This is a genomic window from Mesorhizobium sp. dw_380 (genome assembly GCF_018588885.1).
In the GTDB taxonomy this organism is placed as follows: domain Bacteria; phylum Pseudomonadota; class Alphaproteobacteria; order Rhizobiales; family Rhizobiaceae; genus Mesorhizobium.
Genome location: NZ_JAFFIW010000002.1, coordinates 179,057 through 195,237, shown reverse-complemented (window position 1 = coordinate 195,237; position 16,181 = coordinate 179,057). Strand labels below are relative to the sequence as shown.

The 16,181-nt window shown below is 62.9% G+C and carries 18 protein-coding genes; 13 read left to right on the top strand and 5 right to left on the bottom strand.

Features of this window, described 5'->3' with window-relative positions; all coding sequences use genetic code 11:
• Nucleotides 1-96 precede the first annotated feature (96 nt).
• Both JT360_RS02555 and JT360_RS02550 read left to right on the top strand, forming a co-directional pair.
• On the top strand, nt 97-993 hold the full coding sequence (locus tag JT360_RS02555; RefSeq protein ID WP_214469917.1) for an NAD-dependent epimerase/dehydratase family protein: 897 nt from the start codon (nt 97-99) through the stop codon (nt 991-993).
• Between the two features lie 102 nt (nt 994-1,095).
• Nucleotides 1,096-1,872, top strand: a complete 777-nt coding sequence (locus tag JT360_RS02550) for a FadR/GntR family transcriptional regulator (RefSeq protein WP_214469915.1) — start codon at nt 1,096-1,098, stop codon at nt 1,870-1,872.
• A gap of 63 nt (nt 1,873-1,935) precedes the next feature.
• On the opposite strand, the gene JT360_RS02545 is transcribed toward JT360_RS02550, so the two are convergent.
• Nucleotides 1,936-2,226: a DUF3175 domain-containing protein gene (locus tag JT360_RS02545; RefSeq protein ID WP_214469913.1), complete on the bottom strand. Its 291-nt coding sequence runs from the start codon at nt 2,224-2,226 to the stop codon at nt 1,936-1,938.
• Between the two features lie 180 nt (nt 2,227-2,406).
• Between JT360_RS02545 and JT360_RS02540 the strand changes: the two genes are divergently transcribed.
• The 7 genes from JT360_RS02540 (at nt 2,407) to JT360_RS02510 (ending at nt 10,395) form a co-directional block, all read left to right on the top strand.
• Nucleotides 2,407-3,636: an MFS transporter gene (locus tag JT360_RS02540; RefSeq protein ID WP_214469911.1), complete on the top strand. Its 1,230-nt coding sequence runs from the start codon at nt 2,407-2,409 to the stop codon at nt 3,634-3,636.
• A gap of 163 nt (nt 3,637-3,799) precedes the next feature.
• The gene (gene gntR, locus JT360_RS02535) at nt 3,800-4,828 is read left to right on the top strand and encodes an HTH-type transcriptional regulator GntR (RefSeq protein WP_214469910.1); all 1,029 of its coding nucleotides are present in this window, start codon (nt 3,800-3,802) and stop codon (nt 4,826-4,828) included.
• Nucleotides 4,829-5,129: 301 nt separating this feature from the next.
• A complete protein-coding gene (locus tag JT360_RS02530) occupies nt 5,130-6,257 on the top strand; it encodes a sugar ABC transporter substrate-binding protein (RefSeq protein WP_214469909.1) in 1,128 nt (375 codons plus the stop codon).
• A 79-nt stretch (nt 6,258-6,336) separates the two neighbouring features.
• Nucleotides 6,337-7,884 carry a sugar ABC transporter ATP-binding protein gene (locus JT360_RS02525; RefSeq protein ID WP_214469908.1) on the top strand — a complete coding sequence of 516 codons (1,548 nt, stop codon included), beginning with the start codon at nt 6,337-6,339 and terminating at the stop codon, nt 7,882-7,884.
• Nucleotides 7,881-8,861 carry an ABC transporter permease gene (locus JT360_RS02520; protein WP_214469907.1) on the top strand — a complete coding sequence of 327 codons (981 nt, stop codon included), beginning with the start codon at nt 7,881-7,883 and terminating at the stop codon, nt 8,859-8,861. The genes JT360_RS02525 and JT360_RS02520 overlap by 4 nt, the downstream gene beginning before the upstream one ends.
• A complete protein-coding gene (locus tag JT360_RS02515; RefSeq protein ID WP_214469906.1) occupies nt 8,858-9,844 on the top strand; it encodes an ABC transporter permease in 987 nt (328 codons plus the stop codon). The genes JT360_RS02520 and JT360_RS02515 overlap by 4 nt, the downstream gene beginning before the upstream one ends.
• A gap of 2 nt (nt 9,845-9,846) precedes the next feature.
• On the top strand, nt 9,847-10,395 hold the full coding sequence (locus JT360_RS02510) for a gluconokinase (RefSeq protein ID WP_214469905.1): 549 nt from the start codon (nt 9,847-9,849) through the stop codon (nt 10,393-10,395).
• On the opposite strand, the gene JT360_RS02505 is transcribed toward JT360_RS02510, so the two are convergent.
• The 3 genes from JT360_RS02505 to JT360_RS02495 all read right to left on the bottom strand — a co-directional run bounded on the left by JT360_RS02505 (nt 10,390) and on the right by JT360_RS02495 (nt 13,302).
• Nucleotides 10,390-11,535 carry a hypothetical protein gene (locus tag JT360_RS02505; RefSeq protein WP_214469904.1) on the bottom strand — a complete coding sequence of 382 codons (1,146 nt, stop codon included), beginning with the start codon at nt 11,533-11,535 and terminating at the stop codon, nt 10,390-10,392. The genes JT360_RS02510 and JT360_RS02505 overlap by 6 nt on opposite strands.
• An 82-nt stretch (nt 11,536-11,617) precedes the next feature.
• Complete coding sequence (locus JT360_RS02500) at nt 11,618-12,067, bottom strand: RrF2 family transcriptional regulator (RefSeq protein ID WP_023768256.1); 450 nt, start codon at nt 12,065-12,067, stop codon at nt 11,618-11,620.
• Nucleotides 12,068-12,315: 248 nt separating this feature from the next.
• A complete protein-coding gene (locus JT360_RS02495; protein ID WP_214469903.1) occupies nt 12,316-13,302 on the bottom strand; it encodes a sulfate ABC transporter substrate-binding protein in 987 nt (328 codons plus the stop codon).
• A 259-nt stretch (nt 13,303-13,561) separates the two neighbouring features.
• On the opposite strand from JT360_RS02495, the gene JT360_RS02490 reads away from it, so the two are divergent.
• From JT360_RS02490 to JT360_RS02475, 4 genes are all read left to right on the top strand, one after another.
• On the top strand, nt 13,562-13,843 hold the full coding sequence (locus JT360_RS02490) for a type II toxin-antitoxin system TacA family antitoxin (RefSeq protein WP_214469902.1): 282 nt from the start codon (nt 13,562-13,564) through the stop codon (nt 13,841-13,843).
• Nucleotides 13,843-14,328 carry a GNAT family N-acetyltransferase gene (locus JT360_RS02485; protein ID WP_214469901.1) on the top strand — a complete coding sequence of 162 codons (486 nt, stop codon included), beginning with the start codon at nt 13,843-13,845 and terminating at the stop codon, nt 14,326-14,328. The genes JT360_RS02490 and JT360_RS02485 overlap by 1 nt, the downstream gene beginning before the upstream one ends.
• 115 nt (nt 14,329-14,443) lie before the next feature.
• Entirely contained in the window at nt 14,444-14,716 is a 273-nt protein-coding gene (locus JT360_RS02480) for an antitoxin (protein ID WP_214469900.1), read from the top strand.
• 8 nt (nt 14,717-14,724) lie between these two features.
• A complete protein-coding gene (locus JT360_RS02475; protein ID WP_214469899.1) occupies nt 14,725-15,114 on the top strand; it encodes a type II toxin-antitoxin system VapC family toxin in 390 nt (129 codons plus the stop codon).
• Nucleotides 15,115-15,129: 15 nt separating this feature from the next.
• Here the strand turns inward: JT360_RS02475 and JT360_RS02470 are convergent, their stop codons facing one another.
• Nucleotides 15,130-16,170 carry a sulfate/molybdate ABC transporter ATP-binding protein gene (locus tag JT360_RS02470; RefSeq protein WP_214469898.1) on the bottom strand — a complete coding sequence of 347 codons (1,041 nt, stop codon included), beginning with the start codon at nt 16,168-16,170 and terminating at the stop codon, nt 15,130-15,132.
• Between the last annotated feature and the right edge of the window lie 11 nt (nt 16,171-16,181).

Sequence of the window (16,181 nt, the reverse complement as noted above, 5' to 3'; positions counted from 1 at the left end):
TCGATAATGTCGCCGCCGTTTTAGCCATATGCGGTTGCAGAAAGCAATATTGTCTGACAATACACGGGAATTCCAGAGCCTGTTATGGAGACCAGAATGACGAAGCGGATCATGTTCACCGGCGGCAGCGGCAAAGCTGGGCGCCATGTCGTGCAATATCTGGTGGAGCAGGGCTGCCAGGTGCTCAACATCGACACCAAGCCGCTCGACAATCCCAAGGTGCGCACGCTGATCACCGATATCACCGACAGCGGGCAGGTGTTCAACGCGCTGTCGAGCTATATGGGCCTGCACGAATTCGACCCGTCGCTGCGCCCGCAGCCGGTGGATGCGGTGGTGCATTTCGCTGCCATCCCGCGCATCATGATCACGCCCGACAACGAGGTGTTCCGCATCAATGCGATGGGCACCTACAATGTCATCGAGGCCGCGGTGAAGCTCGGCATCCGCAAGGTGATCGTCGCCTCCAGCGAGACGACTTATGGCCTGGTGTTCGCCAACGAGCCGCGCGATCCCAAATATTTCCCGCTCGACGAGGAGTATGACGTCGACCCGATGGACAGCTATGCGCTGTCGAAGATCGTCAACGAGAAGACGGCGCGTGCCTTCGCGCAGCGCAATGGCACCGACATCTATGCATTGCGCATCGGCAACGTCATCGAGCCGCATGAGTATTCCCTGTTCCCGAAATGGTTCGCCGACCCGGGTTTCCGCAAGCGCATTGCCTGGAGCTATGTCGATGCGCGCGACCTTGGCCAGATCACGCTGCGCGCCATCGAAAAGGACGGTCTGGGCTACCAGGTGTTCAACGCCGCCAATGACGACACCTCGTCGGACCTGCCGACGGCGGAACTCTTGAAGCGCTTCTATCCCAACGTGCCGGTCAAGGCCGAACTCGGCGAATACGAGACTTTGCTGTCGAACCGTAAGGCGCGGGACATGCTCGGTTTTCGCCCGGAGCATAGCTGGCGTAAATATGTAAAGACGACCTGAGCGAGCGGGCAAACGGAGTTGGGCTGTGCATAGCGACGCGCTTTGCACCCCAACCGTTCGCTGGTGCTTGACAGCTTCGGCAAACCGGCCTTTCTGAAGCCTATGCGGGACGCGAAGCCGGACAAGGAAGAATCGCCGAAAAAGGTGGCAGCCGCCAAGCGACCGGATGGTGTTCGCCGGCCCGACGCGGCACGCATTCCCGGCGCTAGCGTTCACACGTCGCTGGCGAGCGAAATCGGCCTCAGGATCGTGCGTGGCGATTATCCGCCCGGCACCATCCTGCCCAATGAGGCCAAATGGTCGGAAACTTTCAGCGTCAGCCGCTCGGCGGTGCGCGAGGCGATCAAGATGCTGATGGCCAAGAGCCTTTTGGCATCACGTCCCAAGATCGGCAGCTGGGTCGAGCCCCGGGAGCGGTGGAACCTGCTCGACCGCGATGTGCTCGCCTGGTACGCGACGTCGCCGGACCGCGAGGTGTTTCTGAAGACCGTGCAGGAATTCCGCCACATCATCGAGCCGGAGGCGACCGCCTTTGCCGCCATGCGGCGGACCGACGAGCAGATGGCCGAGATCAGCCAGGCCTGCCGCGAGATGGGGGAGGCGACCAGCCTGCAGGAGCGCACGCGCGCCGACACGCGTTTCCACCTCGCAATCCTGCGTGCTTCCGGCAACGACCTGCTGGTGCCGCTCGGCGTGCTGATCGAATCCGCTTTCGACCATCTCTTCACCTATACGACGCGGGCGGTCGACGATCTCAACCATGCGCAGAAGCTGCATGAGGCGATCGAGAAGAACATCCGCCTGCAGCGGCCGGATGCGGCGCGCGCCGCGGTGCGGAAGTTGCTGGCCAACACCGACCACGTGATCAAGTCGCGCTAAGCTGCGTCAATATTCGGCCGGCCTACAAACGGCTCCGCCTGACCTGAATCTTAACACAGCTGACTAGTCCTGTTTCTCGCGGCCGAAGGCCACCCGCAACTCGTCCTTGGCGCGCTCAAGCACTTTTTTGCGCGCGGCGGGAAGGTTCTTGCCGGCCCGGTTGATGTAGAAATTCAGCATCGACATTGCGGACTGGAAGGGTTCGGCCTTGCGGCGATGGCTGTGTTCGGCTGACCGTTTGAGCGAGGCGGCGATCTTTTTGGCGTCGTCGGATTCGAAGATGTGATTCTCGAGATCCAGCGCGTCGCTGTGTTCGGTCACCTCGGCCGACCATTTTTGCTTGGCGGCGGTCATGGCTGGGCCTCCTTTGCAGGTTTGCTGACCGGAAAACTCCAGACATTGGCGTCGGTTCCCGCCTTGCTGCCTGCCCTGGAGCCACGGATTTGCCCACCGTGGCGCTGCTGCGGGCTGAAAATGCATCGATAGTGGGAGCGAACGGCAGCCGGTTTTTTGAGACGCCGACAGGAAACGCCTTTGACCCGAACCGACTTGAGCCGGCCAAGCCCCGGCATCGACAGCCCCTACGCCTGGATGCGGCTGGCCATCTCGATGCTGCTGGCGACGATCGGTGCGGTCGGCATGTGGGCCGTCGTCGTGGTGCTGCCAGCCGTGCAGGCCGAGTTCGGCGTCGACCGCGCCGCAGCATCGATGCCCTACACCGCGACCATGGTGGGCTTCGCCGCCGGCAATGTGCTGGTTGGCCGTGCCATAGATCGCATGGGTTACTGGATCCCGGCGCTGCTCTCTTCGATCGCGCTCTCCGCCGGCCTGCTGCTCGCGGCGCTGTCGACCTCGATCCTGCAATTCATCCTTGCCCAGGGGGTGCTGATCGGTATCGGCACTTCGGTGATCTTTGGACCGCTGATCGCCGACATCTCACACTGGTTCAACCGCCGGCGCGGCGTCGCGGTGACAGCGGCGGCGGCCGGCAATTACCTTGCCGGAGCGATCTGGCCGACCATCATGCCGACGCTGATGAAGGCGGAAGGCTGGCGCTTCACCTACGCGGCCATCGGCATCTTCTGCCTGGTCACCATGGTGCCGCTGGTTCTGATGCTGCGGCGCGGCGCCCCGCAGGCTGCTGCAGCCGGCTCACCCGGAAGCCGGCAGGTGCAGTCGATTTCGATGTCGCCGGCGGCGATGCAGGTGCTGCTGGTCATAGCCGGGCTCGGCTGCTGTGTGGCGATGTCGATGCCCCAGGTGCACATCGTCGCCTATTGCATGGATCTTGGCTACGGCATGGCGCACGGCGCCGACATGCTGTCGATCATGATGGCGGCGGGCGTGGTCAGCCGGCTTGCGTCCGGCTTTGTCGCCGATCGCATCGGCGGCGCGAAAACCTTGCTGATCGGTTCGGTGCTGCAATGCCTGTCGCTGCTATTTTACATTCCGTTCGACGGGCTCGCCTCGCTCTATGTGGTGTCGCTGGTGTTCGGCTTATCGCAAGGCGGCATCGTGCCCTGCTACGCGATCATCGTGCGCGAATATCTGCCTGCCAAGGAGGCCGGTCAGCGCATCGGCATCGTCATGATGGCGACGATCTTCGGCATGGCGATCGGCGGCTGGATGTCGGGCTGGATCTACGACTTGACCGGTTCCTATGCCGCCGCCTTCCTCAACGGCATAGCCTGGAATTTGCTGAACATACTGGCCATCGGCCTGTTCATGTGGAAGGCAAAGCACAGGGCCGTCGTAGCCGCCTGAGCTAAAGGGGTGTGGCACAGCCCCTGGGCCCTCGGCTTGACAACGGACAGGCACTGCGCGACGCCAGGGGCCGAGGGGTGCGGCAATGGGCCGGTGAGATGGCGACAGCTCAGATAATCGTATTGCGGGCGCGCTTCGGCGGCCCTGCGCACGGGCGGTGGCCTTGATCAAGCCGCGATCGCGCCGGGGCGGTGGCCGCCCGACCATATCCGACGTCGCGCGCAAGGCCGGCGTCGGCGCCATCACCGTGTCGCGCGCGCTGCGAGAACCCGAGCGCGTCAGCCAGGATTTGCGCCGCCAGATCCAGGCCGCGGTCGATGAGCTTGGCTATGTGCCGGACCCGAATGCCCGCGCGCTGGCCTCGGCGCGCGCAGAGGTGTTCGGCGTGCTGGTCCCGTCGCTCACCAACAACGTCTTTGCCGAGGTGGTGCGCGGCATCTATGACAGCCTGTCCGACAGCCCGTTCCGCATCCAGCTCGGCAACACGCACTATTCCGGTCTGGAGGAAGAGCGGCTGCTGCAGGTGTTCGGCTCGCAACGGCCCGCCGCGCTGATCGTGGCCGGCATCGATCAGACGCCAGCCTCGCGAAAACTGCTGGAGAATGCCGGCTGCCCGGTGGTGCAGGTGATGGAGACCGGGCCCGATCCCGTCGACATGATGGTCGGCTTTTCGCATCTCGATGGCGGCAGGACGGCGACCGAGCACCTGATCGAGATGGGATATCGCCGCATCGGCTTCATCGGCGCCCGCATGGATCCGCGCTCGCAGCGGCGGCTGGCCGGCTACCGTATCGCTATGGAAAAAGCCGGCCTGTTCGATCCGCGCCTGATCACCACCACGCCGGTGCCGTCCAGCGTGTCGCTTGGCCGTGAACTGTTCCGCGATGCCCTTGCCAAGGTTCCGACGCTCGACGGCGTGTTCTGCAATAATGACGATATCGCGCTCGGGGTGCTGTTCGAATGCCACCGCGCCGCGATCGATGTGCCGAAGACGATCGGCATCGTCGGCTTCAACGATCTCGACATGATGCAGGTGGCCTTTCCCTCGATCACCAGCATCCGCACTTACCGATACGAAATCGGCAGGCGCGCGGTCGCCATGGCGCTGGCGGCGATCGCCGGAGACAGGCCGCAGGAGCGGGTCGTCGATCTCGGCTTCGAACTCAAGCGCCGCGAAAGCACGGCCCGCTGAGTATCTTAGAGTCCGCTGAAATGAGACTTTACAGGCTTTGTTGGTAGCGCTACCATCCCGCGCTCGCGAAAACTCACGACGAGAGCAATTCTGTTTATTATACATAAGCGACAGAATGTTTCTTGTTTATTATGGATAATATGATAGTTTTCGTAGCCGCTTCAGGGAGCGACAAGGGAGGGGATCAGGTCGGCGTTAGCCGCCTGAAATCGCGGCGGCCAAGGCGGGAGGTGCTTGGGCAAACGCGTCAACTGTACTGCAGCCAACAAACAAATCAGAACTGCAACTGGGAGGAATATCGATGATCAAGTCACTCGTTGGTGGCATCGTTGCCGCCGCTGCATTCGTCATGTTGAGCTCGACGGCGATGGCCGCGGGCCCTGAAATCGTCAAGGGACCGGCCGCCGAGCCGGATTGCTTTGCGCCCTGGGCCGCCGATACCCAATTCTTCAAATTCCCCAAGAAGGACGGCCCATACCGCATTGCGCTGGCCAACGGCTATATCGCCAACACCTGGCGTATCCAGATGGTGCAGACCGCCAAGGCCTATGCCGCACAGCCGGACGTCGCCAAGAAGCTGAAGGAATTCAAGGTCGTCTCGACCGGTGAGGACGTTCCGGCGCAGATCTCCGCGATCAACAACTTCATCGATTCCGGTTTTGACGCGATCGTCGTCAATGCGCAAAATCCGACCGCCTTCGGACCGGTCATCAAGCGTGCCAAGGAAGCGGGGGTGGTGCTGGTCGCCTTCGACAACATTCTCGACACCAAGGATGCCATCAACGTCAATGTCGACCAGAAGGGCCTTGGGGAATTGTGGGGCAAGTGGCTGGTCTCGCACGTGCCGAACGGCGGCAAGGTGCTCGAGGTTCGCGGTGTTGCCGGCACCTCCGTCGACACGGACCGTCATGCTGGCATCCACGAGGTGCTCGACGGTTCCGGCAAGAAGTGGGCAGTCACCGAGGTTGTCGGCAAGTGGGACGACGGCGTGGCCCAGAAAGCAACGGCTGACGCGATCGCCACCAATGGCCCCTTCGACGGCATCACCGGGCAAGGCGGCGATACCGGCATCGTGCAAGCGATGATGGATGCCAAGCATCCATTCGTCCCGTTCGGTGGCGAGACGGAGAATGGCTTCCGCAAGTTATGCGCGGCGCATGCGGCGGATGGGCTCAAATGCTCGTCAGCCGGCACCGGTCCAGCCCAGGTGGCGGTCGCCATCAAGACGGCGATAGCAGCCCTCGAAGGCAATGTCGTGCCGCAGTCGGTCAAGCTGCCGTTGGCAATCGTCGAGGATCCCAACTTCAAGGCAGGCCAGGATTTCTTCCCCGACCAGTCCGACAATTTCTTCGTCGGCAATTCCTTCCCGACCTGCGGCATCAATTTCACGGCCCAGGAGATCATGGGCCAAACCAAGGAAAACAAATAGCCTGACCGGCCGATGCCGCGGGAAGAAATCCCGCGGCATCGGCCTCTTGTTCCAATCGCAAATACCTTGGGGAGGGCTGATGGACGGCGCGATTCCGCTCTTGCGCGTGGAAGGCATATCCAAGCGCTATGGCGGCGTACGGGCGCTGGAGAAGGCTGATCTGTCGGTTTTTGCCGGCAGCATCCACGCCATCCTCGGTGAAAACGGCGCCGGCAAATCCACGCTGATCAAGGTCATGGCCGGTGTCGTGGCGCCGGACGAGGGCCGCATGATGTTGGACGGGCGCGAGGTGACCTTCGGTTCGCCGGGTGCGGCGAACAAGGCCGGCATCGTCTGCATCTTCCAGGAATTGTCGCTGATCCCCGAGCTCAGCGTCGCCGACAACATCGTCATTTCCGACCCGCCCAAACGCTTCGGCATGATCGACCGCAAGGCGCAGCGTCGTATCGCGGAAGATGCGCTGGCCCGCGCGGGGGCCGCCGATATCCACCCGCTGGCGCTGGTCAAGGACCTGCCGCTGTCGCGCCGGCAGATGGTCGAGATCGCCAAGGCATTGGCGCGTAAGCCACGCATCCTCATCCTCGATGAGGCGACCTCGGCGCTGACGGCGGCTGACGTATCGAGGATTTTCGAGGTGCTCAAGCGGCTGCGTTTGGAAGGTCTAGCACTGCTCTACATCTCACATCGCATGAACGAGATCGCCGAACTTGCCGACCAGTGCACGGTGTTTCGCAATGGCCGCAATGTCGCCAGCTACAAGGCCGGGTCGAAGAGCGACAATGAGGTGGTCGAGCTGATGATCGGCCGCGAATACAGCCACATCTTTCCGCCCAAGCCAGTGGCGGTGCCTGCCACGGCCGCCCCCAGGCTCGAAGCGCGCAAGCTTTCCTGGGCGGACCGGCTGGACAACATCTCACTGACCGTCAGGGCGGGCGAGGTGGTCGGCCTCGGCGGTCTCGATGGCCAGGGCCAGCGCGAATTGCTGCTCGCCTTCTTCGGCGTGCTGCGCGGCCTTGCCGGCGAGGTGCTGATCGACGGCAAGCCGGTGACGATCGCCAGCCCGGCCGCGGCCCGCGACGACCGCATCGGCATGGCGCTTATTCCCGAAGACCGAAAGACCGAGGGATTGATGCTGCCGATGACGGTGCGTGAGAACCTGTCCTTCGCCGCGCTCGACCGGCTGTCCAAGGGCGGCATCATCGATCGCGCCGCCGAGCAGCGGCTGATCGATGATATGGTAGGCCTTCTGGCGATCAAGACGGCCGGCCTCGACATTCCGGTCGGCGCGCTGTCGGGCGGCAACCAGCAGAAGGTGGTCATCGCCAAATGGCTGATGCGCCAGCCGCGCATCATCCTGCTCAACGACCCGACACGCGGCATCGATGTCGGTACCAAGCAGGAGCTCTATCAGCTGATGCGCAAGCTGGCGGATGCTGGTGCCGCCATCCTGTTCTATTCGACCGATTATGACGAGCTGATCGGCTGCTGCGACCGGGTGCTGGTGCTCTATGATGGAGCGATCAAGCGCGAGCTGGTCGGCGCCGAGATCACCGAGCGGGCGCTGATATCGAGCGCGCTCAACATCCATGGCGAGGAGAGCCCGGTGGGCCTGGGAGCAAGTGCGTGAAAGATTGGCGCTACTGGCTGGCCGAGCAGCGCGGAACATTGCTGGCGCTCGGCATCTTCATCGTCATGTTCGCCATCTACAGCGCGAACCATCCGGCCGGCTTCAGCGCCAATGTCGTGCAGACGGCGGCGAACAAGGGCGTGCTGCTCGCGTTTGTCGCCATGGCGCAGACTCTGGTGGTGATCACCGCCGGCATCGACCTGTCTGTCGGCATGATCTTCCTGCTCACCAATTGCCTGGCGTCCTGGCTGGTGGTGGGCACGCCGATGCAGACGACGCTCGGCCTCATCGCGGTGCTAGCGGCCGGCCTTTTGTGCGGCGCCATCAACGGCGCCATCGTCATCTACGGGCGGCTGCAGCCGATCGTCGCCACAATTGCCACCGGCGCCGTCTATTACGGCATTGGCCTTCTGTTGCGGCCCTTCCCGGGCGGTTCGGTCAATGAGGATCTCGCCGATGCGCTGACGGGCCGTGTCTTCGGCGTGGTGCCGGCAAGCCTCGTCGTGCTGCTGGCCGTCGTGCTGGTGATCTGGGTGCCGTTCAGCCGTTCAGTGCTCGGCCGGGCAGCGTACGCGGCCGGATCGTCGGAGACGGCGGCCTACATGTCCGGCGTGCCGATAAGGCGCGGCAAGTTCGCTGCCTACGCGCTGGGCGGGCTGCTGGCAGCGATTGGCGGCCTGTTCCTCACCTTCTTCACCTATACTGGCGAAGCGGCCTATGCCAGCGGCAACGCCTACACGCTATTTTCGATCGCCGCCGTGGTGCTGGGTGGCGTCTCGCTGTTCGGCGGCAAGGGCAGCGCCATCGGCGCCATTTTCGGCGCGCTAGCCTTCCGCACCATCGGTGACCTGCTGTTCGTGTTCGATTTCGATCCGCTCTGGCAGCCTTTGTTCCAGGGCGTTATCCTGCTGATCGCCGTCAGCCTCGGCGCCTTCGCCCTGTTTCGGGTCCGCAACCGGCTGGAGTGGTTCCTGTGAGCGAGACGACATTGGGCGGCATTGCCGGCCGCATGCCGAAATTCATCCGCCGCGCCGACCCGGCGGTGCTGACGGCTTTTGCCTGCATCGTGGTGCTGCTGTTGCTAGGCAGCCTTTATTCGCGCAGCTTCCTGTCGCCTGAATATCTGCTGCAGCAGCTGAAAGTGGCATCATTCCTCGGCGTCATCGCCACCGGCATGATGCTGGTCATCCTGCTCGGCCAGATCGACCTGTCGGTGCCCTGGGCGGTAGCGGCAGGCGCGATGATGGCCTGCGCGGCGGCTGCTTACGGTCCGGCCGGCGTGGCGTTGGCCATTCCGTTCGGCATTTTCTGCGGCGTGCTGATCGGCATCGTCAATGGCATTGGCGTCGCCTATCTGCGCATTCCCTCGATGATCATCACGCTCGCCACCAACGCCGTCGCGCAAGGGCTGATGGTCGTCTACACCGGCGGCTTCTCGCCCCAGGATTCGGCCACGGGCGCCATGCGCTACCTGGCCACCGGTTTCGCCATTCCGGGCGTGCCCAATGCGGTCATCATCTGGGCGCTGATCGGCGCTGCCATGGTGTTCGTGCTGACCCGCACCGGCTTTGGCCGCACCGTCTACGGCATCGGCAACCGCGAGCGCGCCGCCTATCTCTCCGGCATCGACACGAGGCGTGTGGTGATGATCGCGTTTGCCGTCTCCGGCGGGCTCTCCGCCTTTGGCGGTGTGCTTCTGGCCGGCTATGCCTCCAAGGCGGCACAGTCGATGGGTGACGCCTATCTCTTGCCGTCGATCGCGGCCGTGGTGCTTGGCGGCACCTCGATCCTGGGCGGCCGCGGTTCGTATCTCGGCACCGTCGCCGGCGTCATCCTGATCACGTTGCTGCAATCCATCCTGTCGGTCATGCAGATGCCGGAGGCGGGGCGGCAGATCATCTATGGCGTCGTCATCGTCGCCATGCTGCTGCTCTACGGCCGCGCGCCGGCAAGCCGCTAGTCGTGGACGAAGAAGCAGCGCAGGCGCCGAAGGGCGCTCCCGGCTCGGCGCCTCCGGCCATCGTGGTGATGGGCGTGGCGGGTTGCGGCAAGTCGGCCGTCGGCGCCGCGCTGGCAGCGTCGTTGGGGGCCGTCTTCATCGAAGGGGATCGGCTGCACCCACCGGAGAACGTGGCGCGCATGGCAAGCGGCGAGCCGCTTACCGACCAGTTGCGTGAAGGCTGGCTCGATGCGATCGGCGAACGCATGGCGGCATCGGCCGGCGCGCGGCAGGGCGTGGTCGCCGCCTGCTCGTCGCTGAAGCGCGGCTATCGCGAACGACTGCGCGGTTTTTGCCCTGACATCGTCTTCCTCTACCTGGAGATCGACCCGGCGACGGCGAGTGAGCGGGTCGCCAGCCGCAAGGGCCATTTCATGCCGGCAAGCCTGGTCGACAGCCAGTTCGCCATCCTGGAGCCGCCGGGGACGGATGAGCGGGCATTGACGCTCGATGCGACGCGCCCGGTCGCCGAACTCGTCACGGATGCAATCCGCTTGATGCGTCGGTCATGAGCCTTCATCGGCACCGATGCCGATGCTGTCCTGGCCCTCGGTCAGCCGTTGGCGACGGGACCACGACATCATCTGTTCGGGGCAATGCTTGAGTGCCTGCAGCAGACAATCACGCTTGAGCAGGATGTAGCTCGCCTGCACGACCATGTTCTTGGCTCCGTCCCTGGCCATGCCCGTTGCCGGCGCGGCCGGTGCCGCCGGCAGCAGCTCGGGGCTGATGACAGCGCGGTAGTCGCGAAAGGGAACCGTTTCAAAGGTCGACATGGCAAACAGCGCCGTCTTGCCCCTGGCGGCGAAATTCGACGGGGCCGAGGCAAGATGTGTCCAGCCGCTTTCGCCCAAAGAGGCCTCGGTGAAGGTTGAGCCGGCATAGATGTTGTTGGTCATCATCACCACGCCATTCTCCTTCAAAGTCTTCTGGATGCGGATGGTGACCTGATAGACGTCGTCGCGATCGAAAACGAGGCGGCTCTTCAAATAGCGGTTCTCGACATTGACAAGCGGCGGGTTCAGGAAACGCAGGCCGAATGCGGATTCGGAAACACCATGGGTATTGGCGCTCACCTGATGCGCCGCGATGCCGGCCTCGTGCAGTGCGCGCTTGCCGAAGATGGTCTGCGACGTGAACTGATCGCACCAGATGATGGCGCCATGGCCGCGCTGCAAGGCAGCCTGCAGCCCCTCGAGCCCTTCCAGCCGGATCGCCGGTGACCAGCGTCTGGCGGCCAGATGAGCGGCGAGCTGCAGGCGGCGGCGATGGCATGCCGCGAGCAACGCCTCGAACAGGCTGCGCGCATCGACATCCTCGCCCAGCACTGCGTGTACGGCTTCGGCGTAGGCTGGGAACTCCTTGCGCAGATGGCGCTTCAGACGGACCCTGGACACGCGCCGGCAGATCGGCGCCCACCAGCGTACGGGCAAAACCGCCGCGACCACGAGATAAAAGACGGCCAGCAGGCTTTCGCGACGGTCCCTGTTGGAGAAACGGCGAAATCTGCCGGGGCGGATCAGCTTGCGGCTGAAAAAGCGCACATCCTCCGCCCGTTCCGGAACAAGAACGTCCGCGATGATTTCAGTGCGGAAGCTGGCCGCGGAAGGCGGCTTGCGGTTGCGGGATTTTGCGAACCACGACAGCCTCATCGGTCCAGCCTGTTGTCCAAGACCGCTTTACTGCGTTGGCATGGACCGCGCAACCTTGCGACGCCGAGCGCCACGCAGGGGCTCAGATCTGCGACGTCAGCTCGACCGGGAAATCATCATTGTCGGCATCGCGCATGGCGGCGAGGCTGCGGTTGTCCAACACCTCGGCGATTGCCTGACGCACCTCCAGCATCATGTGCCGGACCTGGCAGGTCGCTTCGTCGCAGTCCTCGCAGCGCTGATATTGCGTGCGGCTGGCGCAGGGTATCGGTGCCAGCGGCCCGTCGAGGACACGCACGACATGGCCGATCTTGATCTCGGAGGCCGGGCGGGCGAGGCGATAGCCGCCTTCCTTGCCCTTGCGGCTCTGGACGAAGCCGGCATTGCGCAATTCGCCCAGGATGGCATCGAGGAATTTCTTCGGGATATTGTTGGCGACCGCGATGTCGTTGACGAAGGCCAATTGGCCGACCGGAAGACTGGAAAGATGCACGAGGGCCTTGAGGCCGTATTTGCCTTTTTTTGTCAGCATGCCCTGATCAACCCGTTAAAGCCCCAACCACCCGCATCTGGCGGCTGTTTGTGTGCAAATAATGACGCTCTTGCCGCACAATGCGGTTTTGCAAGCCGCCAGAACGCACGTTAGGCACAAACGCGTTGATTCTTTGTAACGTTTTGCACGAAGGCACCGATATCGCGCCGGAAACCGACTTGCCGGTGCACAAACGAAAAAGCCGGCAAGGCGCCGGCTCCTCCCATCGCATTCAAATCCTGCAACCGTCAGCGGCTGCCATAGGCCTGGTCGAGCAGGCCGCCAGCGGCGAAATGCTCTTTCTGGATCTTGTCCCAGCCGCCGAGTACGTCTTCCACGGTCAGTAGCCGGATCTCGGGGAAATCGGGCTTGTATTTCGCGGCCACGGCGGCATCGCGGACCCGCAGGCCATTGCGTGCGGCGATATCCTGGCCTTCGGGCGTGTAGAGGAAATCGAGATAGGTCTTGGCCAGATCCCGCGTGCCGTGCTCGTCGGCGACCTTGTCCACGATCGCCACCGGGAATTCCGCCAGCAGACTGACCGAGGGCGTGACCTGTTCGAACCTGTCGTCGCCATACTCCTTGCGGATGCCGCGCGTCTCGGATTCGAAGGTGATGAGCACGTCGCCGATTTCGCGCTGCACGAAGGTGGTGGTCGCGGCACGCCCGCCGGTGTCGAAGATCGGCACATTGTTGAACAGCTTGGTGATGAACTCCTTCACCTTGGCATCGTCGCCTTTGAAGGCTTCCTTGGCATAGGCGGTTGCCGCCAGATAGGTGTAGCGCGCATTGCCCGAAGTCTTCGGGTTGGGGAAGATCACCTGCACGTCGTCGCGAACCAGATCGTTCCAGTCCTTGATGTGCTTGGGGTTGCCGGCGCGCACGAGGAACGAGGGCAGCGAATAGAAGGGCGAAGCGTTGTCGGGAAAGTCCTTCTGCCAGTCGGCTGTGACGAGACCCTTCTTGACCAGGAAGTCCACGTCGGTGACCTGATTGAAGGTGACGACATCGGCACCAAGCCCTTCGGCAATGGCGCGCGCCTGCGCAGACGTGCCGGCATGCGACTGGTCGACAGCCACGCCCGGATGTTTTTCGATAAAGGCCTTGTTGACCTGAACAAACAGTTCGCGGCCGACGTCATAGGAGGCATTGAGCAGCCTGTCGGCCGACCAGGCTTGGGAGGATGCGAGGACCAGGCCGGCGACGGCGGCAACGCCAAGGAAAAATCGCTTCATGAAAAGAGCTCCGATGCAATGCGTTAATGGCCGACCATAGCCGTGGGACACGGTGCGCGGCGAGGCACGGAGCGGGAAGTTCGGGGCTGGCCGCTAGAAAAATGGTTGCCGAAACAGGCCAACTCGTAGGATTTTCTTTCGAGAAAAGCTGCCGGCGGTGCTTGGGAAGCCGACTTTTCCAATCCCCTTCTTGGTCTCCCCAATGAGATAGATACACATTGTGTATGCGGAGTGCTAGGCTAGCAGAAAGGAGTCTTCCATGACAAAGACCACACAAGAAACTCGTGCCAAGCCTGTCAACCTGCGCATTCGGGAAGATGTGCGCACGCTTATCGACCGTGCTGCGAAAATACGCGGGAAAACCCGTTCCGACTTTATGATCGATGCTGCTTACCGTGCTGCCGAGGATACGCTGCTCGACCAAGCACTGATCAAGGTGGATTCCGAGAGTTACCGGCATTATCTCGACATTCTTGACGAACCGCCGAGCGGTGAAGGTTTTGCACGCCTTATGAATGCGCCTAAGCCGTGGCAGGACTGATGCTTTCAGCGCCTGTGCCTTTGGGCGAAAACCACGATCTCGAACTCTCCCAAAGCGGGACGGAAAGCCTCGACCAATGGCTTCGCCTGAGAGCTCGGGCCAACCAGGTCAGTGGCGCGTCGCGTACTTACGTGGTGGCGGAAGGCGCGCGTGTTGTCGGCTACTACTGTCTCTCTTCGGGCGGGCTTGATCTCGTCGCAGCGCCCGGCTCCATTCGTCGCAATATGCCGGATCCCATTCCAATGGTTGTGCTCGGGCGACTCGCCGTGGACGCAGGTTGGCAAGGGAAGGATCTGGGTGCGGCGCTGTTGCAAGACGCCGTGCTGCGCGCCGGTCACGCCGCGACGATCCTAGGCATTCGCGGCATCTTTGTTCATGCCATATCGGATGAGGCGAAAGCCTTTTATGAGCGCTACGGCTTTGCGGCTTCCCCAAAAAATCCGATGACCTTGGTGTTGTCGTTGAAAGGCCTGCCAAAAAAGTAGCCGCGCGGCGTGTGCGAATTCGATCCCACGCGATGGCCTCAGCACCGCCTTTTCCGCCCTTGCATCGTAATGTTATAAGGCATATACAATTGGCATATACAAAGGATCGTATGCCATGCCCCAGCGCCGTCATTCAACAACGCCGCCGAAGGAGGCGAAGCTGTTCCGCAACAACCGCAGCCAGGCGGTGCGTATTCCTGTCGAGTTCGAGCTTTCGGGGGACAAGGTGTTGATCAGCCGCGAAGGCGACCGCCTGATCATCGAGCCGGTCCGTAAACCCGGCCTTACCGCGCTGCTCGTCCAATGGGCGAAAGAGCCGCCGCTCGGTCTTGAAGACGACTTTCCCGAGATTGATGATACGCCAGTCAAATCGGAGGACATTTTCTAGTGCGGTTCATGCTGGATACGAACATCATCAGTGACATGATCCGGAACCCGGCCGGCAAGGCCGCAAGTGCAATGGTGCGCGAGGGAGACGCCGCTGTGTGCACCAGCATCGTCGTCGCCTCGGAATTGCGATATGGCTGCGCCAGGAAGGGATCGGCCAAACTGCTCAAGAAGCTAGAGGAACTGCTGGCCGAGATCCCTGTCTTGCCGCTCGATGTGCCGGTGGATTCAGAGTACGGCGCACTTCGCGCCGAGCTGGAGGCCAGAGGCCAGATCATTGGCCAAAATGACCTTTTCATTGCTGCCCACGCTTGCGCACTGGGCACGACACTGGTGACCGCCAACACCGGTGAGTTCAACCGGATCAAGGGGCTAAAGGTCGAGAACTGGCTGGAATAAAGCCCGACCCGAGGATCAGGCGGCCGGAAACAGCTTCCAACGCCCCGGCCGGAAGGCTACCCGGCTTTTCTGTGCCGCCGGATGGTCGACCGGCAGCTCGATCTCGACCCGCTGGCGCTCGCCGCCGATCTCGAGTTCCACGCGGCGCGTGCCGGCGACGCGGCGGCTGGCTGCCACGGTGCCGGCGATGCAGCCGCTGCAGCCGTCGAGCAGTTCGACGTCGTGAGGCCGGAAGTAGAGCATCGCATCGCCCTCGGGTGCGTGCGGCGCCTGAAGCCCGATCGGGCGGTCGGCGAGCCAGATTTCGCCATTCTCGACCTTGACGGGAAGGGAGCTCGATTCACCGATGAAGCCGTAGACGAAGGGAGAATTCGGCGTGTCGTATATGTCGTCGGCGGTGCCGACCTGTTCGATGCGGCCCTGACTCATCACCACGACGCGGTCGGCAAGTTCCAGCGCCTCTTCCTGGTCGTGGGTGACGAAGACGGTGGTGTGGCCGGTGGCGTCATGGATTTCGCGCAGCCAGCGGCGCAATTCGCGGCGCACCTGCGCATCGAGGGCGCCGAACGGTTCGTCGAGCAAGAGCACCCTGGGTTCGATCGCCATGGCGCGCGCCAGCGCGACACGCTGGCGCTGGCCGCCGGAGAGCTGGGCCGGATAGCGTTTTTCCAGCCCGGAAAGCTGGACGAGATCGAGAAGCTCGGAAGCGCGGCGGCGGATTTCCTGTGCCGGCGGCCGCGACGGGCCGTGCCGGACCTTCAGACCGAAGCCGATATTGTCGGCCACCGTCATGTGCCGGAACAGCGCATAGTGCTGGAAGACGAAGCCGACATTGCGCTCCTGGATCGATTTCTGCGAGGCGTCCTCGTCACCGAAGAAGATCTTGCCGCGCGTCGGCCGCTCGAGCCCGGCGATCAGCCTGAGCAATGTCGTCTTGCCGGAGCCGGACGGCCCCAGCAAAGCGATCAGCTCGCCCGACTTGATGTCGAGCGACACGTCATGGAGCGCCGGAAACCGCTCGAACTCCTTGCGCACGTTGGCAACGCGAACTTCCATCAACAGAACCT

What these genes read in the sequence shown, in the direction of transcription:
- JT360_RS02555 (WP_214469917.1), top strand. Translation starts at nt 97, where the DNA reads ATGACGAAGCGGATCATGTTCACCGGCGGCAGCGGCAAAGCTGGGCGC.
- JT360_RS02550 (WP_214469915.1), top strand. Translation starts at nt 1,096, where the DNA reads ATGCGGGACGCGAAGCCGGACAAGGAAGAATCGCCGAAAAAGGTGGCA.
- JT360_RS02545 (WP_214469913.1), bottom strand. Translation starts at nt 2,226, where the DNA reads ATGACCGCCGCCAAGCAAAAATGGTCGGCCGAGGTGACCGAACACAGC.
- JT360_RS02530 (WP_214469909.1), top strand. Translation starts at nt 5,130, where the DNA reads ATGATCAAGTCACTCGTTGGTGGCATCGTTGCCGCCGCTGCATTCGTC.
- JT360_RS02525 (WP_214469908.1), top strand. Translation starts at nt 6,337, where the DNA reads ATGGACGGCGCGATTCCGCTCTTGCGCGTGGAAGGCATATCCAAGCGC.
- JT360_RS02505 (WP_214469904.1), bottom strand. Translation starts at nt 11,535, where the DNA reads ATGAGGCTGTCGTGGTTCGCAAAATCCCGCAACCGCAAGCCGCCTTCC.
- JT360_RS02500 (WP_023768256.1), bottom strand. Translation starts at nt 12,067, where the DNA reads ATGCTGACAAAAAAAGGCAAATACGGCCTCAAGGCCCTCGTGCATCTT.
- JT360_RS02495 (WP_214469903.1), bottom strand. Translation starts at nt 13,302, where the DNA reads ATGAAGCGATTTTTCCTTGGCGTTGCCGCCGTCGCCGGCCTGGTCCTC.
- JT360_RS02490 (WP_214469902.1), top strand. Translation starts at nt 13,562, where the DNA reads ATGACAAAGACCACACAAGAAACTCGTGCCAAGCCTGTCAACCTGCGC.
- JT360_RS02485 (WP_214469901.1), top strand. Translation starts at nt 13,843, where the DNA reads ATGCTTTCAGCGCCTGTGCCTTTGGGCGAAAACCACGATCTCGAACTC.
- JT360_RS02480 (WP_214469900.1), top strand. Translation starts at nt 14,444, where the DNA reads ATGCCCCAGCGCCGTCATTCAACAACGCCGCCGAAGGAGGCGAAGCTG.
- JT360_RS02475 (WP_214469899.1), top strand. Translation starts at nt 14,725, where the DNA reads ATGCTGGATACGAACATCATCAGTGACATGATCCGGAACCCGGCCGGC.
- JT360_RS02470 (WP_214469898.1), bottom strand. Translation starts at nt 16,170, where the DNA reads ATGGAAGTTCGCGTTGCCAACGTGCGCAAGGAGTTCGAGCGGTTTCCG.